Origin of the sequence: Rhodoblastus sphagnicola, from assembly GCF_002937075.1 — a bacterium.
Classification (GTDB): Bacteria; Pseudomonadota; Alphaproteobacteria; order Rhizobiales; family Beijerinckiaceae; genus Rhodoblastus; species Rhodoblastus sphagnicola.
Map to the genome: position 1 here is coordinate 26100 of NZ_NHSJ01000033.1, position 22464 is coordinate 48563.

General features: G+C 62.7%; 23 protein-coding genes and 1 pseudogene. 21 read left to right on the forward strand and 3 right to left on the reverse strand.

From position 1 onward, the window contains the following. The first annotated feature begins 69 nt into the window (after positions 1-69). The 10 genes from CCR94_RS03480 (at position 70) to CCR94_RS03525 (ending at position 9892) form a co-directional block, all read left to right on the forward strand. Entirely contained in the window at positions 70-927 is an 858-nt protein-coding gene (locus tag CCR94_RS03480; protein WP_104506485.1) for a VOC family protein, read from the forward strand. Positions 928-1147: 220 nt separating this feature from the next. Then, positions 1148-1339, forward strand: a complete 192-nt coding sequence (locus CCR94_RS24395) for a hypothetical protein (RefSeq protein ID WP_146089843.1) — start codon at positions 1148-1150, stop codon at positions 1337-1339. 93 nt (positions 1340-1432) lie between these two features. Beyond that, the gene (locus tag CCR94_RS03490) at positions 1433-2644 is read left to right on the forward strand and encodes an MFS transporter (protein ID WP_104506487.1); all 1212 of its coding nucleotides are present in this window, start codon (positions 1433-1435) and stop codon (positions 2642-2644) included. Positions 2645-2923: 279 nt separating this feature from the next. After that, on the forward strand, positions 2924-3352 hold the full coding sequence (locus tag CCR94_RS03495; RefSeq protein ID WP_146089844.1) for a DUF6152 family protein: 429 nt from the start codon (positions 2924-2926) through the stop codon (positions 3350-3352). Then, positions 3349-4215, forward strand: a complete 867-nt coding sequence (locus tag CCR94_RS03500) for a hypothetical protein (RefSeq protein ID WP_104506489.1) — start codon at positions 3349-3351, stop codon at positions 4213-4215. The genes CCR94_RS03495 and CCR94_RS03500 overlap by 4 nt, the downstream gene beginning before the upstream one ends. Positions 4216-4321: 106 nt before the next feature. Next, positions 4322-5146, forward strand: a complete 825-nt coding sequence (locus tag CCR94_RS03505) for an SDR family oxidoreductase (RefSeq protein WP_104506490.1) — start codon at positions 4322-4324, stop codon at positions 5144-5146. A gap of 34 nt (positions 5147-5180) precedes the next feature. After that, positions 5181-6038, forward strand: coding sequence for a fumarylacetoacetate hydrolase family protein (locus tag CCR94_RS03510; protein WP_104506491.1), 858 nt, complete (start codon positions 5181-5183; stop codon positions 6036-6038). A gap of 41 nt (positions 6039-6079) precedes the next feature. Beyond that, positions 6080-7576, forward strand: coding sequence for a benzaldehyde dehydrogenase (locus tag CCR94_RS03515; RefSeq protein WP_104506511.1), 1497 nt, complete (start codon positions 6080-6082; stop codon positions 7574-7576). A gap of 64 nt (positions 7577-7640) precedes the next feature. Continuing rightward, entirely contained in the window at positions 7641-9350 is a 1710-nt protein-coding gene (locus CCR94_RS03520; RefSeq protein ID WP_104506492.1) for a thiamine pyrophosphate-binding protein, read from the forward strand. Continuing rightward, positions 9347-9892: a VOC family protein gene (locus CCR94_RS03525; protein ID WP_104506493.1), complete on the forward strand. Its 546-nt coding sequence runs from the start codon at positions 9347-9349 to the stop codon at positions 9890-9892. Before CCR94_RS03520 ends, CCR94_RS03525 begins: the two co-directional genes overlap by 4 nt. Before the next feature lie 12 nt (positions 9893-9904). On the opposite strand, the gene CCR94_RS03530 is transcribed toward CCR94_RS03525, so the two are convergent. After that, a complete protein-coding gene (locus tag CCR94_RS03530; RefSeq protein WP_104506494.1) occupies positions 9905-10609 on the reverse strand; it encodes an FCD domain-containing protein in 705 nt (234 codons plus the stop codon). A gap of 172 nt (positions 10610-10781) precedes the next feature. Here CCR94_RS03530 and CCR94_RS03535 point away from each other — a divergent pair, with 172 nt between their 5' ends. The 4 genes from CCR94_RS03535 (at position 10782) to CCR94_RS03550 (ending at position 15502) form a co-directional block, all read left to right on the forward strand. Next, positions 10782-11726, forward strand: a complete 945-nt coding sequence (locus CCR94_RS03535; RefSeq protein ID WP_104506495.1) for a VOC family protein — start codon at positions 10782-10784, stop codon at positions 11724-11726. 60 nt (positions 11727-11786) lie between these two features. Further along, on the forward strand, positions 11787-13052 hold the full coding sequence (locus CCR94_RS03540) for an MFS transporter (protein WP_104506496.1): 1266 nt from the start codon (positions 11787-11789) through the stop codon (positions 13050-13052). A 42-nt stretch (positions 13053-13094) separates the two neighbouring features. Then, a complete protein-coding gene (locus CCR94_RS03545) occupies positions 13095-13943 on the forward strand; it encodes a fumarylacetoacetate hydrolase family protein (RefSeq protein WP_104506497.1) in 849 nt (282 codons plus the stop codon). 347 nt (positions 13944-14290) lie between these two features. Beyond that, positions 14291-15502 carry a hypothetical protein gene (locus tag CCR94_RS03550; protein ID WP_158254604.1) on the forward strand — a complete coding sequence of 404 codons (1212 nt, stop codon included), beginning with the start codon at positions 14291-14293 and terminating at the stop codon, positions 15500-15502. A 36-nt stretch (positions 15503-15538) separates the two neighbouring features. Here the strand turns inward: CCR94_RS03550 and CCR94_RS03555 are convergent, their stop codons facing one another. Continuing rightward, positions 15539-16192, reverse strand: coding sequence for a TetR/AcrR family transcriptional regulator (locus CCR94_RS03555; RefSeq protein WP_104506499.1), 654 nt, complete (start codon positions 16190-16192; stop codon positions 15539-15541). Positions 16193-16499: 307 nt separating this feature from the next. Here CCR94_RS03555 and CCR94_RS03560 point away from each other — a divergent pair, with 307 nt between their 5' ends. The 4 genes from CCR94_RS03560 (at position 16500) to CCR94_RS03575 (ending at position 19167) form a co-directional block, all read left to right on the forward strand. After that, on the forward strand, positions 16500-16997 hold the full coding sequence (locus CCR94_RS03560; RefSeq protein ID WP_104506500.1) for a DUF6644 family protein: 498 nt from the start codon (positions 16500-16502) through the stop codon (positions 16995-16997). Between the two features lie 56 nt (positions 16998-17053). Further along, complete coding sequence (locus CCR94_RS03565; RefSeq protein WP_104506501.1) at positions 17054-17545, forward strand: DUF6644 family protein; 492 nt, start codon at positions 17054-17056, stop codon at positions 17543-17545. 168 nt (positions 17546-17713) lie between these two features. Then, on the forward strand, positions 17714-18145 hold the full coding sequence (locus CCR94_RS03570) for a cytochrome c (RefSeq protein WP_206605768.1): 432 nt from the start codon (positions 17714-17716) through the stop codon (positions 18143-18145). A gap of 218 nt (positions 18146-18363) precedes the next feature. After that, on the forward strand, positions 18364-19167 hold the full coding sequence (locus tag CCR94_RS03575) for a cytochrome b (RefSeq protein WP_104506503.1): 804 nt from the start codon (positions 18364-18366) through the stop codon (positions 19165-19167). A 363-nt stretch (positions 19168-19530) separates the two neighbouring features. Here the strand turns inward: CCR94_RS03575 and CCR94_RS03585 are convergent, their stop codons facing one another. Beyond that, positions 19531-20010, reverse strand: coding sequence for a nuclear transport factor 2 family protein (locus CCR94_RS03585; RefSeq protein WP_146089848.1), 480 nt, complete (start codon positions 20008-20010; stop codon positions 19531-19533). A gap of 340 nt (positions 20011-20350) precedes the next feature. On the opposite strand from CCR94_RS03585, the gene CCR94_RS03590 reads away from it, so the two are divergent. The 3 genes and pseudogenes from CCR94_RS03590 to CCR94_RS25610 all read left to right on the forward strand — a co-directional run. After that, a complete protein-coding gene (locus CCR94_RS03590) occupies positions 20351-21403 on the forward strand; it encodes an acetoacetate decarboxylase family protein (protein WP_244593929.1) in 1053 nt (350 codons plus the stop codon). Between the two features lie 117 nt (positions 21404-21520). Then, positions 21521-21763, forward strand: a complete 243-nt coding sequence (locus CCR94_RS03595; protein ID WP_104506506.1) for a LysR family transcriptional regulator — start codon at positions 21521-21523, stop codon at positions 21761-21763. 429 nt (positions 21764-22192) lie between these two features. Beyond that, positions 22193-22344 (forward strand): annotated as a pseudogene (locus CCR94_RS25610) (transposase); the annotation flags it as partial. Positions 22345-22464 lie beyond the last annotated feature (120 nt).

A 22464-nucleotide genomic window follows, 5' to 3' on the forward strand; every position in this document is an offset into this window, starting at 1 on the left:
AAAATTCCGAAATAATAGGAATTTTGTATAAGCCAGGGATGAGCGCCCTCGCGTGATCAGGGAGGAGTAATGTCTGGAAATCTTCACCACGCGGGCAGAGACAAGGACGCTGTCGTCGCCGACTTGCACTATCTTGAAGTCGGCTGTGCAGACGTCGAAAGGAGCGCCCAGTTCTATGAGCGGGCGCTCGGGTTTACTTTCTCGAAACAGGGCGACGCGTGGATCGGGCGCGGTCCTGATCGTCGGCTCGTTCTGCTTCCGGGCGCTGGCCGCAAGCTGGTGTCTTCGGGTTTTGCCGTCACCCGCGAAGCACTCGAACATCTGCGCGAGCGCATCCGCAAGTCAGGCTGGGCTGCAAGCAACGGGCCGACGCGCTTTTTCTCGGATAGCGTCATCGTCCGCGACCCCGACGGCAATTGCTATGCGTTCGGCATTCCCGAAGCGGAGCAGAGAATCGTCACGGCTCATCCGCAGGCGCGAATGCAACATGTCGTCTCGTCGAGCCCCAATCCCGCCGCCATTGTCCAGTTTCTGGTGGATGTCGTGGGTTTCAGCGTGACCGACATCGTGCTGGACGACCAGCGCGACATGCGCGTGACGTTCCTGCGTTGCAATAACGAGCATCACAATGTCGCGGTCTTCAAGGCGGCCGAAAGCCGCTTCGATCATCATTCCTATGAGCTTTCCAGCTGGAATGACATTCGCGACTGGGCCGACCATATGGCGCGGGAGCATATTCAGCTCCAGTGGGGTCCCGGCCGTCATGGACCCGGCCACAATCTGTTCATGTTCGTCCACGATCCCGATGGCAATTGGATCGAGCTTTCCGCCGATCTCGAAATCATCGGCGAGGGGCGGCCGGTCGGCGAATGGCCGCACGAACACCGGACCTTGAACGAATGGGGTCTGGGGCGTTTGCGCAGCTGATCTTGCGATCCCACGACCCTTCGCCTGCACGACCCTTCGCCTGGTGGAATATTGACGGCTATTTCGTGCGCAACGGTCGTGGTCTGTCGAACATGGCGCCACATTCAGTCCGAAAGGCTTTGGACGGATTCAAGCAATAACGCCAAGGGCGCCCTCAACGGAGGAAGTGTTGATGGCAATATCAAAACGCCGGAAGGCGTTTCGTTTGGTCGGAGCCGTCATGATCACCGGCTTCATGGGAGCGATGGTTGGGGAAGCCATGGCGCAGGACGAACCGCCCAAGCCGCCGTCGGGTTTCAAGCCGCCGCCCGGATGCGAGCCGCCGCCGGGCTTCAAGCCGGGCGACCCGCCACCTCCCGGCTTCAAGCCTGACCCGCGTTGCATGCCGCCGGGCGCCAAGCCGTCGCAATAATTCAGCCGCGCCTCCCGCGCAAGGTTGATCGACAACGAATTGTAGGAGCGTTCCTGCCGGAACGCTCCTTCTTCATTCTGGTGGGGCCGATCCATGCCGCATGAACAATCTTCATCGTTATGGCACCTTTCTCCGCTCTTCGCGGTCGTCGCCATTGATGTCGCGGGCGGCGCCATCATTCTTCCGCTCCTGCCGTTTTTCGCGACGCGGTTTGGCGCGACGCCGGTCACGCTGGGCGCCATCGTCGCCGCATTTTCGCTCGCGCAATTCGTTGCGGGTCCATGGCTCGGACGGCTGTCGGATCGGCTCGGACGCAAGCGCGTCCTGATGTTGTGCCAGACCGGATCGTTCATCAGCTTCATTCTCCTCGGCAGTGCGAATACGATCGCCCTTCTTTTTCTGGCGCAGGTCGTCAACGGCTTCACGGCCGGGAACATGGCGGTGGCCGCCGCGCTCGCAACCGACCGCGCGCCGCCGCACCTGTATCGGCACGCCCTCGGCGCGCTGAGCGCGGCCATTGGCGTCGGCGTAATGATCGGCCCGGCGCTTTCTGCGGCCTTGGCCGGTCTCTCAGCAACCGCGCCGATCTGGGCGGCCGTGGCCCTGTCTGGACTGACGCTGATTGCGAGCGCCCTTCTGTTGCCAGCCGATCATGGTCGAGCCGATTCGGCGGCGGTCGTTGCGAAAGAACCGGCTCCGCGTTGGTCAGTCCTGCGCGAGGTTGCGTGGCCGCTTGCCGCCAGCGCCTTCTTCCACCTGAGCTTCACCATGTTCATGGCGCAATTTGCGCTCTTCGCCGCCAGCCAGCTCACCTGGCGATCCCACGCCTTCGGGCTGCAAGAGGTTGGAAGCGTGTTCGCGGTCATGGGCGCGATTTCCATCTACGTTCAGTTGCTGGGCATGAGGCAGGCGGAACGGGTTCTCGATCCCGAGCTCATTCCCTTGCTTGGACTGGCCGTGCTCGGAGCCGGTTTCCTCATGTTCTGCAGCGTTGGGCCGATCACGGTCGCGCTCGGCGTTTTGATGGTGAGCTTCGGTTCGTCGATCTCGCGGCCTTATCTGCTCGATTACATTGCGCGCGCAGCGCACAGCAGCGGCCGCGGACAGGCCCTGGGGCTTAACAGCGCCGCAATGGCCGGCGCCAACATGATCGGCCCGCTGGCGGCCGGCTACTTGATCGCGCAGGAGCGCTTCGCGCTGTGGGGCGTAGCCATGGCCGCATCGGCGATTCTTTCGCTTTCGCTCGTCTGTCTGTCCAGAGCGTCGCGATCCGGAGGGTCGATCCTCGGCCATGAAGACGCCTGAAGTCGAACTTTATCGCCGCGAGGCGCGCGAGATGGAGGCTCCGACAAGCCGATATCACGAGATAAAGGCAGCTATTTCGTCCGCCTTCCGGGGAACTATCAAACTCTGGACCGAGAGCATCGGGGGGGCTGCGTCCATCAAGCGGCGCTGAGTCGCACTTGGCGCATATCGTGAGCCATTTGGAATGCGCTCTGGCATCACAGCCTGACCGGGGGCGGAAGGAACAAGAGGTCACCAATGAAACATGCAGTCCATGACAAGCGGACCGCGCTAAGGCTTTTGCTCGCCGGCGCCGGCGCGCTTTTCCTTACCGCGCCTGCCGCAGCCCACCATTCCTATGCTTTGTTCGACCACAACAAGCTGACCTCGCTTGTCGGCACAGTGAAAGAGTTCAAGTGGGCGAACCCCCACGTCTATCTGATGATGGACGTCAAGAAAGCCGACGGAACGATCGAAGAATGGGCGCTCGTCGGATCCAGCCCCAACATGATGAGCCGCTGGGGTTGGAACGCCGCGGACATCAAGGTCGGCGACCAGCTCACGGTTGATGCGTTTCGCGCCGTAGACGGGAAGCCGATAGGCCAGCTTTCCGCCGTGTTTTTTCCCAGCGGCAAAGTCCTGCTCGATCCGGGCGGCAAGCCCGGCGAGGAGCTGGCGAGCGGCCCGAGCAATCTCCCGAGCAAACCGCAAGGCGAGGCCTACAAATGAGAAACACACCGAAACGCGAGCGCGCCCTGGCGTCCGCATTGCGCCTCTGCGCCAGCGCTTTCGTCCTCGGCATCGTGGCGGCCGCTCCGGCAAGCGCCGACGCGCCCGCCGCTCCGCTCTCGAAGGAGCAGTTGGCGGCATCCTGGCGCGACATGGCGAGCCTGCCGGATTTCTGGCAGGGCACCTGGCAGTCGATCAGCCCGATCGCGGACGACTTCCCGCAGGAGCCGGACTATACGCAGTCGGCCCTCGACCACATCAAGACCTACAAGCCGGCGGCGGACAGCCCCTTCGCCAACTGCAAGCCCCTCGGCTTGCCCTTCCTGATGAACATCGGCGGCATGCCGATGAAATTTTTCCAGTCGCCGGGAATGATCGCGCTCTACGTCGAATCCTCGGGCATGACGCGCTTCATCCATACCGACGGGCGTCAGCACAGCGCCCAACCCAATCCGAGCTTCCTCGGCGAATCCATTGCGCATTGGGAAGGCGACACGCTCGTGATCGATTCCACCGGGTTCGACCCGGAGACCCTGTTCCAGATCGCCAAGCTGAAAGACAAGAACCTGAAGCAAGGCGACTTCAATCCAATGTCCGGCGTCGTCTTTGGGCCGCATGGACCCAATCTTCGCATTGTCGAGCGCATGAAGCTGATCGACTTCAAGACGCTCGAAAGCCAGACCACGCTCTACGACGACACCGTCTTCAAGCAGCCCGTCACCCTTGCCCCCCGGCGGTTTCTGCGTGGCATCGAGCGCCGCAACGAGCCGCAGGAATGGGCCTGCACTGACAACAGGGACTATCTCGATCCCACTACGGGCAAGCTGCAATATAACGTCAAGGACAAGGCGATCAGCCGATAAGAGTTCGATCCGCAATGTTATGGCGCAGAGTTTTCTCCCGGGCTGATGCAGCGACGCCATGTGAAACGAGCCTCCGGCTCGTCTGTCGAAAAACGATGAGGATCAGATGCCGGTCGTGCTTATCACAGGTTGCAGCTCGGGCTTCGGCGAAGCCCTCGCCCTCGCTTTCGCGACGCACGGGTATCGGGTGGTCGCGACGCTGCGCAAACCGGAAGCAGCGTCGCCGAAGCTGAAGGCCCTGGCGGATGAAAAGCCGGATGATTTCCTCTTCGCCTCTCTCGATGTCGCCAGCGCGGCTTCGCGCAAGGCTGCCGTCGATTTCGCGGTCACGCGGTTTGGTCGTCTGGATGTGCTGATCAACAATGCCGGGGTCGGCGCGCGCGGGGCTTTCGAGGATACGCCGGAAAGCCAGTGGCGGACGATGTTCGACACCAACCTGTTCGGGCCGTTGGAATTGTCCCGCCTCGTCCTGCCGATCATGCGCGCGCAGGGCGGGGGGCGCATCATCAATGTCACCTCTGTCGCCGCCGTGCTGAAGACGCCGCTGATGGCCGCCTATTGCGCCAGCAAACACGCGCTCGACACGGCGACCGCAGCGCTGGACATAGAAGCGCGCGGCTTCGGCGTCCGCGCGATCTGCCTGATGCCCGGCCCGTTCAAGACCGCGCTGCCGCAGAAGTCGCTCGATCGCGAGGCCAGCGCGCCTTATGCGGCGATCGCCGCGCATTTCAACGCGACCTTCGACGCGATGGAGGCGAAGGCCCCCGAGGATTTGACTCCCGTGATCGACGCGGCGCTCGCGGCCGCCACCGACGCCGACCCCGCGCTGCGCTATCCCGCCGGCGTCGACGCGATCCCGATCCTGCCGCCGATCTTGCAGGCTCTCGCGCCCTTGCAACCGATCGGCCTGCATCTGACCGGCCAGGGCTGAAGTCAGCTACCTGCACGAGAAGGAAATACCGGGAATGAAGTTAGCCAGTTTCATCGTCGCTGACCGTTCGAGCTTTGGCCTTGTCGAGAACGACGAGATCGCCGATGTCGGCGCGCTGCTGAAGGATCGCTACGCCGATCTGAAAGCGCTGATCGCGGACGGCGGCTTTGCGGAGGCGGCGGCGCGCGCGCCCGAGGCGAAACGCATTTCGCTCTCCGACGCCGTGCTGCTGCCGGTCATTCCCAATCCCGGAAAGATCTTTTGCGTCGGGCATAATTACGAGTCGCATCGGCAGGAGACCGGACGCGCCAAGACGGAGCACCCTTCGATCTTCCTGCGCTTTGCCGACAGCCAGACCGGACATGGGCAGAAGCTGCTGCGTCCCGCCGTCTCCACCATGTTCGATTTCGAGGGCGAACTCGCCGTGGTCATCGGCCAGGGCGGGCGCGCCATCGCGCCGGAGCGCGCGCTCGATCATGTCGCGGGCTATGCCTGTTACAACGACGCCTCGGTGCGCGACTGGCAGTGGCACACCCACCAGTTCACACCCGGCAAGAATTTTCCCGGGACCGGCGCCTTCGGGCCCTGGCTCGTCACCGCCGACGAAGTCGGCGATCCCGCGCAGCTTTCGGTCACGACGCGGTTGAACGGCGAGGTCGTGCAGTCGCAGCCAACCGCGGAGATGATTTTCCCAATCCCCGCGATCATCGCCTATGTCTCGCAATTTACGCCGCTTTCGCCGGGCGACGTCATCGTCACCGGCACGCCCGGCGGTGTCGGCGCCAAGCGTCAGCCGCCGCTGTGGCTGAAGGACGGCGACAGGATCGAAGTCGAGATTCCAAAGGTCGGCCTGCTCGTCAACACGGTCGAATGCGAGCGCCCCGCCGCGTGAAGGTCGTGAGCGAATCAAACGTGAATCAGTGGGAGATTGCGATGTCGAGTGTCACTCTTGAGACCAGCGCCGTAAAAGGCGCTTCGCTGCTCGATCCTGGCGCCTGGGACGGAAAACTGTTCGATGGCGACTGGAAAGCCGCGCCGAAAACCTTCACCGTCCGCGAACCGGCGACCGGGGAAGCGCTTGGCCAGGTCGGCGCCTCCGATCCCCAGCAGATGGGCGCGACGGTCGCCCGCGCCCGCGAGGCGCAACGCGAATGGGCCTCCTGGACAGGAGAAAAGCGCGCCGCGGTGATGCGCGAGGCGGCTCGCCTGTTTGAGGCGAACCGCGCGGAGATCGTCGATTGCATCATTCGCGAGACCGGCGGCGTGCGCGGCAAGGGCGAAACCGAGATTCAGGGCTCCATCGACGAGCTCTACCATTCGGCCGCGCTGTTGATCCAGCCGGAAGGCGAACTGCTGCCGAGCCCCAATCCGGCGCGTCTCAGCCTTGCCCGCCGCGTGCCGATCGGCATTGTCGGCGTGATCGCGCCCTGGAACTTTCCGATGCTGCTCGCGATGCGCTCGGTCGCCCCGGCGATCGCGCTCGGCAACGCCGTGATCCTCAAGCCCGACCCGCAGACCGCGATCGTCGGGGGCGTGGTGATCGCGCGCGTGTTCGAATCCGCCGGCGTACCCAAGGGCGTGTTCTCCGTCGTCAATGGCGGCGCGGATGTTGGCGAGGCGCTGGTTTCGGCGCCGGGCGTGCGCATGATCACGTTCACCGGCTCGACGGCTGTCGGTCGGCGCGTCGGCGAACTCGCCGGGCGCAATCTGAAGAAGGTGGCGCTCGAACTTGGCGGCAAGAGCCCGTTCATCGTGCTCGACGACGCCGATCTCGAAGCCGCGGCTTCGGCGGGCGCCTGGGGCTCCTTCCTGCATCAGGGCCAGATCTGCATGGCGACGGGACGGCACATCGTGCTGCGCAAGGTCGCCGATCAGTACATCGAACTGCTGGCCAACAAGGCCAAACATCTGCCCGTTGGCGATCCCTTCCGCGCGGAGGTCGCGATCGGCCCGATCATGAACGCCAAACAGCTCGAACGGGTGCATCAGATTGTCACCGACACGGTGCAGGCGGGGGCGCAACTCGCCGCTGGCGGCTCCTATGAAGGGCTGTTCTACAAGCCGACGGTGCTCACTGGGGTTACCGCCGGCATGCCCGCCTATGATCTCGAAATCTTCGGTCCCGTGGCCGCCGTGGTGGTGGTCGAGGATGAGGAGGAAGCGATCCGCGTCGCCAATGACACGGAATACGGTCTCTCGGGCGCGGTTCAGACCGGCTCGCTCGAGCGCGGCCTGCGCGTCGCGCAGCAGATCCGCTCCGGCCTCGTGCACATCAACGACCAGACGATCGGCGACATGGCGGGCATTCCCTTCGGCGGCTGCGGCGCCTCGGGCAATGGCTCGCGCTTCGGCTCGACGACCAATATCGACGAGTTCACGGAATGGCAGTGGATGACGATCGGCGCCACGCCGACGCGCTATCCGTTCTGACGACACAAGGGGCGCCTGAACGGGCGCCCCTCTTGAATTGGTTCATGGTTCTGGAGCGGAATGGATGGCGAGCGGCGGTGAATTGGTGGTGCGCACTTTGCAAGCCGCCGGGGTGGATCGGGTGTTCGGGCTTCACGGCGCGCATATTGATTCCATCTTCCAGGCGGCGATGGACGCGGGCCTGCCGATTATCGACACGCGCAACGAGGCGACGGCGGGCCATGCCGCGGAGGGTTACGCCCGCACCGCGCACAAGCTCGGCGTCGCCCTGGTGACGGCGGGGGGCGGCATGACGAATGTCGTGACGCCGCTCGCGCAAGCCTTCATGGACCGCACGCCGATCCTGGTGATCGCCGGCTCCGGCCCGATCGGGGACGACGAGACCAACACGCTGCAGGCGACCATCGACCAGGTCGCCATTGCCACGCCGATTACCAAATGGGCGCATCGCGTCCGCGCCGCCGACCATATTCCGCGCCTGCTCGCCCAGGCGATCCGCATCGCCAACACCGCGCCGCGCGGGCCAGTGCTGCTCGATATTCCCTGGGACCTGCTGACGGCGCAGGTCGAGGAGACATCGAAGAGAGAAATCTTCGTCACCGCCGGCAATGCGCTCGGTCCCGACGATCAGGCGCGCTGTCTCGACATTCTCGGCAAGGCCAAACGCCCGGTCATCGTGGTCGGCTCTGAGGCGAAGAGGGGCCGGGCGCACGCCGCGCTGAAAAGGCTGATCGCGAAGACCGGCATTCCCGTGCTCGCCGATTTCGAGGGCCTGAGCACGATCAGCGCGATTCCGCCGAGCCATCGCATCGGGCTGGTGCAGGCGCTCTGGGGCCTTGGAGTCAAGGGCGAGGCTGGCGCCAAGGGCGAGGCGCCCGACGCCGTGTTGCTGCTCGGCGTGCGCTTCGGCCTCAACACGGCGCATGGATCGGGCGCGCTGATCCCGCATGACGCGCGCGTGGCGCAGATCGACCCGGACGGCCGCGAACTCGGTCGCCTGCAAGGCGTCGAACTCGGGATCGCCGCCGATGTCGCGCCCTCGGTCGCCGCGCTGGCGCAGGCGGCGGAGGCCGTGGACTGGCCCGACTTTTCCATCTGGCGGCAAAGCCTGCGCGCCCACGCCGATTTGCGCGTTGAGAAGATCAAGGCCAATACCAAGGCGACGCCCCGCCTGCATCCGTTCGAGGCCTCGCAGGTTCTGGCCCGCCATATCGGCGCCGACACGATCGTCGTGGCTGATGGCGCGCTGACCTATCTTTGGCTGAGCGAGGTCATCGCCGACGCCGCCCCGGGCGAATTCCTGTGCCACGGCTATCTCGGCTCGATGGGCGTCGGCTTCGGCCTCGCGCTCGGCGCGCAGAGCGTGGGCAAGGGCGATGGCCGCCGCACGATCCTGGTGACCGGGGACGGATCGCTCGGCTTCGCGCTGGCGGAATTCGACAGCGCCGTGCGTCATGACTTGCCCGTGATCGTCGTGGTGATGAACAACCGCAGTTGGGGCGCGACCCTGCACTTCCAGGAGCTGGCGGTCGGCCCCAACAGCGTCACCAACACCCGGCTCGACAACGGCTCCTACGATGGCGCGGCCATCGCGCTCGGCGCCGATGGTTATCATGTCGCCACGGCGGCGGAATTCGACGCCGCGCTGCGCGAAGCCCTGTCGAAGGACAGGCCCGCCTGCATCAATGTCGAAGTCGATCTCGATCCGATCCCGCCGGAGGAAATGCTCCTCATCGGCCTCGATCCCTTCAATCCCCCGGAGACAAAAGCGTGAAGACTTTCGGTTTCGGCCAGCCGCATGACGGCGTCATCCAGCAGGCCTATGTCGTGCGCGATCTCGCCGAGGGCATGAAGGAATGGACCGAGTTGCTCGGCATCGGACCCTGGTTCGCGCTGCGCCGCTTCGCCGGCCTCAACCCGCTGTTTCGCGGCAAGCCCGCTATCGCCCGCGCCGATGTCGCCTTCGCCTTCGCCGGCCATATGCAGATCGAGCTGATCCATCAGCTCGACGAGGAGCCGTCGATTTATCGTCGGGAAGATGGCGGCCTGAAGGTCGGCTTCCACCACTACGGCATGGGGACCACCGATTTCACCCATGAGGCCGCGCGGCTGGAAAGGCGGGGGTTTGAGGCGCTGTTCACCGCCGTCGTGCCCTCGGGCGGGCGCGTCGCGGCCTATGACACCAAGGGTTTGCTGCCCGGCATGATCGAATTGATCGAAGCCGATGCGATGATGGACGAGATGTTCACCAATATGTATCGCGCCAGTGTCGACTGGGACGGAAGCGACCCGGTTCGCGAGATCAAGATCGCCTGACGCCGCCGCGCGTCACTCGACTGTTTGGGGCGGGAACTGCGGCTCAATCGCAGAGATCGCGATGTCCGCCGTGATTCGGAAATGCTGGTTGAGCAGGGCGATGGCGCCGCTCACGTCGCGCGCGATGACAGCATCCACGATCCGCTGATGTTCGCCTGCGACGTCGCGGGTCGAGCGGTCGTGAAGGACGGCTATGTGCCGGCTGCGGTCCGCGAGGTCGAAAAGCGTTTCGTGGAACTCACGCAGCCAGTGCGACGGGCAGGCGGCGATCAGAGCGAAATGGAACTGGCGGTGCAACGCCTCCCATTCTGGATCCGGGCCGATCGAAGTCTCGTGGTAGCGCTTGAGGCGATGATGCGCGAGAACGACGCTTTCCTCCCAGGCGGCGTCGCCGGCGCGGATGGATTCGCGAATGGCGATTTCGCTGACCCAGCATCGGGTCATCGCCAGTTCGACCAATGTCTCATGAGAAATCAGCGCGATGCGAAAACCACGCTGGTCGATCTTTTCGACCAGATGAAGCGCCGACAGGCGGTTGAGCGCCTCCCGAAGGGGACTCGCGCCGATGCCGTAGCGCGACTTCAGCGCTTCTATGCGCAGCTTTTCGCCCGGGGCGATCACGCCCTGCAAAATGTCCGCGCGCAAGCGTTCGAACGCCGACATGTTCAGCGTTGCGCCGACGCTTCCGTCCTCTTGCCTGGTCGATGTCCGCGCCATACTCAAATCATCCTCATATCGGCCATTATAAAACCAACCGCAGGTGGCGGCCACAAGCCCGCTTGCAGGCGGGAGCAAAACTGACAGCGGCTTTTTATCGTTTTTCGCGGTGACGCTGCTAATTTAATCGATTATTTTCTCCCGACAAGAAAAACGTCCGGGAGCTCGCCAAATGATTTCCATTCAAGACGTGGTTTATGCCCGCTATCAGGTGGTGAATCTCGATCGCGCCTCTGAGTTCATGCAGGATTTCGGCCTGTTGCCGAGCGCCCGCACGGACAAGGCGCTCTACCTGCGCGGCTACGGCGAGAACCACCACGCCTATGTCGCGGAACTTGGGACGGAAAACCGCTCAATCGGCTTCGCCGTGGCGGCCGGGAGCGCCGACGATCTCGATCGATTTGCCGAAGAGGTCGGCGCGCCGGTGGAGATCATCAACGAGCCGGGCGGCGGCCGGCGCGTCGTCATCACCGACCCCTCGGGCTATCGCGTCGAGGTCGTCCACGGCATCGAAAAGCTCTCGCCTGCGCCCATGCCGCGCCTGCAGGCGCTGAACTTCGGCGGCCAGCGCGTGCGCGTCAACGATGTCGTGCGGCCCAAGCCCGGTCCAGCCCATGTGATGCGGCTTGCCCATGTGGCCCTGCACGTGAAGGACATCCGCGAGTCCATCGCCTTTTACGAGAGCCGGTTCGGCATGAAAATCGCCGACACCTATTACCTCTTCGACGACAAGGAGAAGATGGTTGCCGCATTTCTGCGCTGCGGTCTTGGCGACCAGCTGACCGATCATCACACGGTGGCCATGGTCGAACTGCCCAAGCCCGGCTTCGATCATATTTCCTTCGAAGTGCTCAACTGGGACGACATCGTGGTGGGCCACCATCACCTCAAGGAGCTTGGCAAGTACAAGCACACCTGGGGCGTCGGCCGCCACGTCGATGGCTCGAATGTTTTCGACTACTGGCGTGATCCCTTCGGCAACAAGATCGAACATTTCACCGACGGCGACAGTGTCAACGACCTTTATCCTTCGTCGCACAGCCGGTTCGACCCGACCGATCCGAAGACCCAGCTTTCGGTCTGGGGTCCGCCGCTCGGCGACGACTTCATGGCCTGAAGGCGCAGCAAAGCAAGCAATAGACAGGGCGCAACAGTCGCCCCACAGGGAGTGTGCAGCATGGCGGCGGTTGGCAAGATCGGTGAACGGCGAACGAGCGCGGAATACAGCCGCGACTACGAATTCAAGGCTGTGGGATTGCTCGCCCTCGGCTTCGGCATGGTCGGCCTCGACCGTTTCATCATCAGCCCGCTGTTTCCGACCATGCAGAAGGAGCTCGGCCTGACCTACCAGGACCTCGGCCTGATCTCCGCCGTGCTGGCGCTGACCTGGGGCGCGGCTTCGATTTTCTCCGGCCAGATCTCGGACCGCCTTGGCCACAAGCCGGTCATTGTGGTTTCCGCCATCGTCTTCTCCGTGCTGGTGGCGACCACGGGCCTCGCTGGCGGCCTCCTCAGCCTCGTCGCCCTGCGCGCCATGATGGGCGTCGCGGAAGGCGCCTTCGTGCCCGCGAGCATCACCGCGACCGTGGAAGCGTCCAAGCCCAGCCGCATCGGCATGAACGTCGGCATCCAGCAGACGGCGGCGCCCTTGTTCGGCCTCGGCTTCGGTCCGCTGATCGCGGTCGCCCTGCTCAAGGAGTTGCCGAGCTGGCATTACGTGTTTGGCGTGGTCGCCATTCCCGGCTTCATCGTGGCTCTGCTGCTGGCGAAGGTGCTGCGCCACGACCCTCCCCATTCGGTCGAGGATCACACGGCGGAAAAGTCGATCGGCTTTCTCCACGCGCTGGGCAATCGCAACGTCATTTTCAACATTCTCGGCATGTGCCTCTACCTCGCGACACTGATCGTGCTGTCGGCCTTCATGCCGAGCTACCTCACCGATCATCTGAAACTGGGCGTCGATGCGATGGGCATGGTCCTCGCCGGCATGGGGCTTGGCAGCTTCATCGGCATGGTCGCCATCCCCGCCATCTCGGACCGTCTCGGACGCAAGCCGGTGATGCTTGTGAGCCTCGCCGTCGAGTTCGCGGCGCTGCTGACGCTGATGCAGGTCGGCGCCAGCCCCCTGGCGCTTTTCGCAACGATTTTCGTCGCCACTTTCATGAATGCCGGCGTGGTCGCCATCACGGTCGGTCCGTTGACCCACGCCTCGGTTCCGCCGGCGATCGCCGCAACGGCGACCGGCCTCGTGGTGGGCGTCGGCGAGATCTTTGGCGGCGCGCTGGCGCCGGTCGTGGCTGGAGGTCTGGCGGACGCCATGGGTCTGCCGGTCATCATCAAGATCGGCGCGCTGGCGATTGGCCTGGCCTTCTTCGCCGTGCTCTTCGGCGTCCGCGAGCCCGACATCGGTCTCGAGGCGCATGAGGCGCCGAGCGCCAGCTGACCAAACAAACCTTTTCGACCAAGCGAAATCATCGGAGGACATATGAAGCTCGCCCGTTTCACGCGCGATGGAAAGACCGCGATCGGCAAGGTCGATGGCGACCGGATCGTCGACCTGTCCGCCGTCACCAAAGGCTGCGATTCCATGCGCCGATTCCTGACGGACCTGCCGGCCCTGAAGGGAGAGGCGGAGGCGGTTTCCGAGCCGGCCTATCCGCTCGCTTCGGTGCATATCGAGGCGCCGATTGACGATCCCCAGAAATTTCTCGGCATCGGCATGAACTATCAGGCGCATGCCGACGAGGCCGCGAAGGCGGGCATTCCGATCCCGAAAACGCAATTGTGGTTCAACAAGCAGGTGAGCTGCATCGCGGGGCCGACAGACAAGGTCGTTCTGCCCTCCGTGTCCGACCAGCTCGATTACGAAGGCGAGCTCGCCTATGTCATCGGCACGCGTTGCCGGCAGGTCAAGCGCGAAGACGCGCTGTCGGTGATCGCTGGCTATCTGGTTTGCAACGATTTCTCGGTGCGCGACTGGCAGCATCGTTCCCCGACCTACACGCTCGGAAAATCGTTCGACACTCATGGCGTGATTGGCCCCTGGATCACCACCGCCGATGACGTCGCCAATGCCCAGAACCTGCGGCTGCGACTGTTCGTGAACGGCAAGGAAAAGCAGAGCAGCCTGACCGACGACCTGATTTACAAAATTGAGGACCAGATCGCGCATCTGAGCACGGTGATGACCCTGGAGCCGGGCGACCTCATCACCACCGGCACGCCGGCGGGCGTCGCCGCCGTCGATCAAAGCTGGCTCAAGCCGGGCGACGTGGTCCGGGTCGAGATCGATGGCCTCGGCGCCATCGAGAACACCATTGTCGCGGAAGTCTGAAGAACGCTTCCCAGGAGGGCCGCTGAAGCGCTCCCCGGATGCGTCGCCAACATTGGCGCCGTGGCCTTCTTGTTGCACGGCGAGGATGACCGAGCGTCCCAGCCTTGTTTTTAAATACACGGTTAAGTTTGAATGAAGCAATCAAAGTAGTGTGCGGCGAGTCAACTTAAGCAGCCAGCGGTTCATCCCGTCAAGCGCTGCACAAAAGAGCGCGCTGAAGCGCGCCGGGCGGCGAGCACGCGAAGAATGGGGAGGATCATATGAGACACTCGCAAGTGATCGAGGGATCGCGGCTTATTCCAGTAAGGCCCATGGGCGGCGACGCCTCCTTTGGGAGAACCGGCGGCGTGTCGCCGGCAATCAAGCTCAAGAAGTCTGATCGGGCTCGCGCCGCAAGCGTCGGCGCCATCGGCTTCCACTCCAATGTCTTGATCGATAGCGCGCCAGTGGCCAAAGACGATCCGAATCCCTCTCTCAATCGCAAGCTTGGGTCGGAGATCGCCTTGAGGCTGGAGGAAGAGTTTCTGTCCGCCGGGTGGTCCGTAGGGCAGGTCTTCGGGCTTCAGGCTGACATTCAGCGGCGTTACAAGATCGGGCGTTGGGCTTTGCGGGAAGCCATCCGCATCCTTGAGATGCGCGGCTCCGCGATCATGCGGCGGGGCCGGGGCGGTGGGCTGACCATCGCCGATCCCGGCATCGAAAATATCATGAAGCCTTGCGCGCTTCACCTGTTGACACATCGCGCCACGCGCGAGCAGTTCAATCAGGCGAAAAGCCTGCTGACAGTCGTCGCGGCCCGGCTGATTGCGCGTCGCGGCGTCGAGGCGCAGCAATTCGCAAACGAGCTGGTGGACTCGCTCTCCACCGATCGCGCCGTTTTGACGGCGCTCGCCAAGGCGACCCAAAATCCCGCCTTCCAATTCGTTGAAGGCATACTCCGCCCGGTTGGCGGATGCAGGTTCATGGGCGGCGAGCGCGTGAACCCTTCGCGGCTTGAGCCGCTCGTCGCCGCCGTTGTCGAGTCTCGTTTCGAGGCGCTGCCTGGCGTGTCCAGCCAGGTTACGAGCTATACCCCGCCGCAGAGCCAGAACGGGCTTGAATTGTTTGGCTGGTTGAGGCCGGATTCATCGCTCAATCATTGCCGCTATTCCGCGCAGCTGGCTTTCAAGATCCTCGACGACGTCATGGCGCGGCCGGCCGCAAAGCCGGTGTTCCTCGGCAGCGAATGGGAGATGGCTGAGCGTTACAGCTATAGCCTTGAAGTCGTGCGGCAGGCGTCGCGCATTCTCGAAGACATGGGCGTTATTGAAAGCCGCCTCGGCCGCAACGGCGGACTGTATACGTGCAAGCCCGCCGAAAAGGAGGTGTCTCCGCAAATTTTCGCCTATTGCGCCAAGCAGAGCGTCGGGTATTCCGATGCTGTCGATGTCTTGACCGTCATCGAACGGCAAATGGCTCTTGAGGGCGTGAAAGACGTCGCGGCCAACCCTATTCTGGCCCTGTTCGCCTCGATGCTGAAGGCCTATGCCGGCTGGGCGCAATCTTCGGCGTCCGTCTGAACGAAAGCGAGGTTCGGCGGAAACGCCAACCTCATTTCACTGCGCCGGCCCCAGGATGGTTTCCATGGCGTCGCGCGCGATCGGCTCCGCGTCAGCTTCCGCCGTTCCAAGTGCGCGGAGCAGGGCCATCGCGATCGATCTCGCAAGGGCGGGCGGATGTCCAACGAAGTCGCACGCCATGATGCGGCGGACCGTTTCCATGATCAGGCCAAGCACGATCAGCACGCCGGCTTCAGTGTTCAATCCGTTGAAGCGACCGATGCTTAGCCCTTCCGTGACATCACGGGTGACGCCATCGTTGAGCGGCGCGTCGGCGCCGCGCCGGCCTGCAAGGCTCAGGAAAGCCGAAAGTTTCTCGGGATGAATTTGCGCGTGACGCAGCACAACACAAAGCGCCCGGGCGACGCGAACCGCCGGATCGAGCTCGCCCGAATTCGCGGTGCTGATCTCCAGTTCGAGTTCGCCATGCACGCCAGCGTAAATCTCATTCGCGAAGGCGTCCTTGTCCGCGAAATGATTGTAGAAGCTTCCCTTGGCGACCTCGGCTTCTTCTGCGATGTCGTTGATGGTGACGCTGTCTGCAGGCTTTCCCGCGTACACTTTTTGTCCTGCGGCCAGCAAAGCTTTGCGCGTCCGCTGCCATTGTCGGTTACCGCGTCGCAATGAGGTTTCTGTGGGGTTGTCTGACATACAAAACTCCAACAGAGCCTCGGCTTCACTGTCTTTTTGCGCGTTTCACGCCCTCGAAGCGGCGGACCCGGCCTGCGCGCCAGACGATCCCCCTTTGTGAACAAGCCTATGCAGTCTGTTCACAAACTAAGAATGCTCTTGGCAAAGCTCGGTGTAGCTTCATTCAGGCGATGGAAGCGACGGGCCGCATTGATCGAACGCAAAGTTGAGAAAATGATTTGGGCCTCTTCTTATAAAGTGACAGCTCGTTTTTTTTGTCTCCAATATGTACTTACCTATTCATCAACAATAATCGTTGGAGCGCCCCATGTCGTTGCATGAATTTTGCCTTTGGGTCGAGAAAACCGACCTTAGTATGTTCGTGAAGTCAAACGATTGGGTAGTTCCGACGCTGCAAACGATACATATTCTGTGCGTCGCCATCATCCTGTCGTCGATTCTCATGATGACGTTACGTATAATCGGGATTATCGGCAAGGATGAATCCGTGCAAGCTTTCGCTGCGCGTTTCCTTCCCTGGATTTGGTACACCATTCCCACGCTGGCGATCGGCGGACTCCTTCAAATTTCCGCTGAGCCGGAGCGCTCGCTGTCAAACAAGATCTTCCAGACGAAAATGGTGCTGCTTGTGGCGGCCATGGCGGGGATGGTCGCGCTGGGGCGCAAGATCCACGCCGCCGCCGGTGAGGCTCCGTCTCCGGCCGCGGGTACAATTCAGGTCAAATTCATCGGCATGATCGTCTTCAGTCTCTGGATCGCGATTATCGCCGCGGGGCGGTGGATTGCCTACGCAATCGGTCTGTGACCGATCGGCGCCTCGTTCAACCCGGTCTCGTCACATAACAATCAAAAGGGGGAAGCATGGAACAGTTCTTTCAGTGGCTTCAGGATTCGCCGCTGGGGGTCGCGGTCCGCGAGCAGGGCAACCTGTTTCCGGTCTTCGAGACCATCCATGTGATCGCAATCACCATTGCGGTTGGTTGCATCATCATCATGGACTTGCGACTTGTCGATCTCGTCTGGACCAAGCGTCCTGTCGGCCGAGTGATCGGCGATGCGCTGCCGGCTGTGTGGGTCTCTTTCGGGATCGCGGTCATCACTGGCGTTCTGCTGTTCACCTCACATGCCGTGAATTACTGGCATGACGCCTGGTTCGTCTGGAAGTTTGTCTTCATGGCGATGGCTTTCGTCAACCAACTGGTCTTCCACGCCTTGACCGGCAAGGACCTCAATCATTGGGCAGCCGACTTCCAACTGCCGGTTTCCGCGAAAGTCGCCGGCGCGATTTCGCTGGGGCTTTGGGTGGTGATCGTCGCCTGCGGTCGCATGATCGGGTTCACCATGGAAGTGTGAACCCGAAGTACGTCTTTCATGAGCGGCGAGTTTTGCTCGACGCTCATTCTGGTCAGCCAGAATGGAAGGTTTTGCACCATGAAAATAGTTTCCCTTGCTGTGGGCCTCGGGGCTTTGATCATCGCCGCTCTGCCCGCCTGCGCCGCCGATGTGACCTTGAACGACGCCATGAAGGACGTGGTCGCGCCCAAGACGCAGATCGTTTGGGACGTTGGCAACAAGGCGATGAACGACAAAGGCGAGGCGGACGCCTCCAGGCTCGCTGACGACGACTGGAAACAAATCATCGAGGGCGGCAGTGCGGTCAGCGCAAGTCTCAAGGCTTTGGCAGGCGCCGATCGCCTGAAGGCGGCGCAGCCGGGCGTCAAGATCCAGAGCGAGGGAAACCCCGGCGCCTGGGGCGCGGCCGACGTGCAGAAGGCGATCGATGCCGATCCGCGCGGATTCAAGGAGCTGGCGATGAAGCTGGCCACCGCGCTCGACGCGACGGTCGCCGGGGCGAAGGCGCGTAATGGGCAGGCGGTTCAGGACGGCTCCAGCCAAATCGACGGCCTTTGCGAGGATTGCCACAAGCAGTATTGGTATCCGAACCTCAAGTGATGGCGGGCTGAGCGTCTGTCATTGCTGCGGGAACCGGCGCTTGATCCTCCCCGCGCTTGTTCCCGCCTTTTTGCTTTGTGGCGCTGACCGCTCGCGAGACATTGAAATCGACAGCTTATTTTTTCAGGCGTTCTCTCTTCACATTGGCGCGACGGTGAGCCGCGCAAGCTGCCGCCAGGTTTCCCACGGGGTGGCATATGACAACTTCCGATGTTTCAATGGCGGCGACAGCCGAAAAGACGACCGACCGAAGCCGGTATTCCCGCGTCGCAATCATCCTGCATTGGGCCATTGCGGGGTTGATCATTTTCAATCTGGCGATCGGCTTCGTCATGGAGGGTTTTCCGCCGCCGGTACGCTTCCCCATGGTTCTGGTTCATGTCTCCTCGGGCATGACCGTCCTGGCGCTGACGGTCGTGCGGCTCATCTGGTGGATGACGCATGAGCCGCCGCCGCATCTCGTCAGTTTGAAATTTTGGGAGCACCGACTCGCGCGCACGGCTCATGTCCTGCTTTATGTCGCGATGGTCGGGATGCCGCTGACCGGATGGGCCATCGTCTCGGCTCATCCGCGTCCGGGCTCCGCCGGCGCCGCGGAGCAGGCGCGCGTTCGACCGAACACAATTCCAGGGCGGCCCGCTGGCGCGTCCCAACCTGTGCCAGGAGCGCCGACCGTGGCGCAGGCGACGCCCGGCGCGCCGGGCGCCGAAACGACCGCCATGTCTGGCGCTCCTGGCGCCCCCGCCGCGGCTACGGGCGCGCCGCCGCGGCGCGAGATCAAGCTTTGGGGCTTCATCCCGTTCTCGTCGATCAAGCCTGTTCAGGACATAGGAGAAACGGCGGGTGGCTACGAGCCGCAGCACGAATTGCACGAGGAATTCGTCGGCTGGCATTCGATCGGCGCCTACCTGCTGCTTCTGGTGCTGGGCATGCACATCGCCGGAGCCCTGAAGCATCAGTACATCGACAAGGAGCCTGAACTTCAGCGCATGGGCGTCGGCGGCCGCGACAAGAAAGTCTGAACCGTTCCGGATGGACGCGGCGCCTTAATCGAGCTTCGCGGCGTGGGCCGCGACTATCCTTCGGGCGAGGATGACGTCTGCGTGCTCAGGGCCGTCGATTTCGACATATATCCGGAGGAATATGTCGAAATCATCGGGCCCGTCCGGCTCTGGCAAATCGACGCTGATGAACATTATCGGCTGCCTTGACTTGGCCGACCTCCTGCGCCTATCGGCTCGGCGGGCGGGATACGTCGCGCCTCGATCCGGACGAATTGGCCGAACTGCAGCGCTTGCCAAAGCCGCTCAGGGAACACCCGGCGACAAGCGTTTGTAGGGCGCACAAAAGAGGCTGGCGTCGTCCGGGACGGCGCCAGAACCAAATCAAGGCTTCGCTGGCGGCAAACCGAAGCCCGGCGTGGAATCCCAATGTTCCGCCAGTTGACCGTTCTCGATGCGGAACATGTTCCAGATCAGCGTCGCTTTCGGCGTATGCGTGACTGGGTTGGGGAGGTCGCGCGAGGTGACCTGGATCACCTTGTCGCCGTCGGCCATGAGGGCCAAAAGCTTGGCGGGCGGCAGGGGCGGACCGGGCTGCATGCTGCCTAAAAGCTGGACAAAGCCGTCCCTCCCGCTTGGCGCGCCTTCCATGTGCTGGATGTAATTCGGCGCAAGATATTTCACCGCAATTGCGTCGACCTGATCTTTTATCTTGCCGGAGGCGGTCGCCGTTTCAAGCTCGGCATAAAAGTCCTGCACAAGTTTGGCGTTGGCGTATTCCTTGGCTTCGTCGCGGGCAAAGCCGGGCGTGGCCAAGCCAAGTGTCGCGGCGGCCACGCCGGCGGCGATGGCTTGTGTGATCATGCCTTTGTTCATTTTTCCCCCTGTCTTTCAGTCCTGATCCTTCCCACCTGTCTCGTCGCACAAATCTGTGTGGTCGCCCCTGGGTGTGGGGAGGCAGCACCCAGGGGCTTGAAACGGCGCGCGGTCGGGAGAAATGCCGACGCTTGAAGGCTGGCGCCACCGTTTAAACGCGAGGCCATGTCTGCCAGATCCGTTTGCGGCGGGAACTCCAGTGACGCCTGCCTCGCCGGAGGCGCCGTCTCATCCATTCCGCGAGCTTCCGATTGGCATGTGTACTTTTTTCTGACGCAGCAAAAAGCTGCCTCATTAGCGCGGCGGTCGCCGCCCCCCTCCGGCGGCATTGCAACGGACTGGCGGGGAAATGAGTAAGCTAGTTTCTGTTCGCGATACCGCGCATGATTTCTTGACAGTCGGTAGCGTTAGCGCGGTTTTTGCACAAGACGCCGCTCCCCCCGCTTCAAAGCGTCGACAATCGTCCGATTTCATAGATCAGGAGCATGGAATGCCCGCGAACATCTTGCCCGGAGTGCGTTACAGGATGCCGGCCGTATTCGGCCCGACCCCCGGACCGCGCCAACATCCTGAGGGTAGGCCCTGGACGCCGGAAGAGGCCGGCCGGATGAATTCGGACTGGATGAAAATCAGCTATCGGACGGATCCGAAGAAGCTGGAGCGGCTGCTGCCGCCGGGGTTTTCGCTTCGGGGCGAGCCCATCGTTTCAGTCTCCTGCGCCTGGTTCAAGAACCTGTTTTGGCTGGCGGGGCGCGGTTACGGCATTCTCTCGATCGACTTTCCGGTGACGTACCAGGGCAAGACCGAGCGACTCGATGGCTCCTTCTGCCCCATCATCTGGGAGGGAAGCCCCGACGCCATCATGACCGGACGCGAAGAACTCGGCTTCCCCAAAATGTTCGCCAAATTCACCGATATCGATTGGAACGAAAAGGCGGGCACGGCGCGCTGCTCGGCATCCTGGTTCGAGCACACCTTCTTCGACATCGAACTGCATGGACTCGTGGAGCTGACGGCGTTCGAAAAGCGGCTTCCGGGTTCGAGCGGCGCGCAGCTCTATTACAAGTATTTTCCGCGCACGAGTCCGTTTGGCAAGGAGCGGCCGGACGTGGCCTATGCCACCACGGCCGCGCCGCCGCCCAGCAAGGGCGGCGAAGCGGCCAACATCAATTTCGATGCGTTCGAATTTCGGAAGTGGGTCGGCAAAGGCGATCTGAATTGGCGTCGCGCGACGTTCGAGCAACTGCCCTTGTCGTTCCATATCGTTAACGGCATGGCGGATCTCGATTTCATCGAATTCGTCGACGCCGAATTCGTGTCCTTCTCCGGCCCTGCGATTGGCGTTACACTCAACTCCATGCGCGCCATCGAGCCAGCTTGATCGCGCTGCCGCCGCGAGCGCTCTGTCTCGCGGCGGCCTTTCCGTATTTCTTGTTGCTTCGCCTTATGCGGGCGCGCTGAACTACGGTTGATTCGGGCGTGATCAGCGGACCCTTCAATGCGCATTGATTTCCTTGGCGTCGAAGCTTTCCTGAGCATCGCGGACCGGGGCGGCTTCAATGGCGCCGCCACCCATCTCAACCTTTCGCAAACGCCGCTCAGTCATCGGCTGTGCAAGTTCGAGGCGGAGCTCGGCGTCAAATTATTCGCCCGCACCACGCGCAAGGCGCCGCTTACCCCGGCGAGGACGGAACTGCTGCCGCGTGCGCGAGCCATGCTCGACGAGTTGGGCGCCTCTTAAGAAAATCTCAAGGCGCAGGGGCGGCAAAAGCGCAAGGCTGAGCGCTTCAACACCCCGGTCATGCCGCCCTCACGCGCGCAAGGAGGCCGTTGCACTCATCCTGAAGCCGCTGTGTCTGGCAAGCCAGTTCCGACGCCAATCGCAGCACGTCCTCGGCGGCGACGCCTGACGTTTGCGCAGCCGCGCGCACGGTGTCCACCATCTCGGAAAGCGCTTGTGTGCGGTCCGAAGATTGCTGAACGCTTCTCGCAATTTCCCCGGTCGCTTCATTTTGCATGCCGACAGATGAGGCGATCGCTTCGGCTATGACGCACACTTCCCGCGTCGCATGGGCGACCGACGAGATGCAGGCGGGGGATTCGGATGAGGTGGTCCCGGAAATTCGGACAGGGCGATAAGCTATTCCCGATCTGAGAATGACGGGACAAAATGGGCAAGGTTACACGCAAACGGCATAAGGCCGAGTTCAAGGCGAAAGTGGCTTTGGAGGCTGTGAGGGGCGAGCAGACGCTGGCCGAACTGGGGGCCAAGATGGCATCCACCAAACCATGATTGCGGCTTGGAAGCGTCAGGCTATTGAACCGCGCCGGGTTTGCCGGAGGCCATTTTGTTCAAATCAGGCCGCGATGGCGGTCTGATTTAGCGAGGCGTAGTAACGCGCCTCGGCCTCGGCTGGCGGGATGTTGCCGATCGGCTCCAGC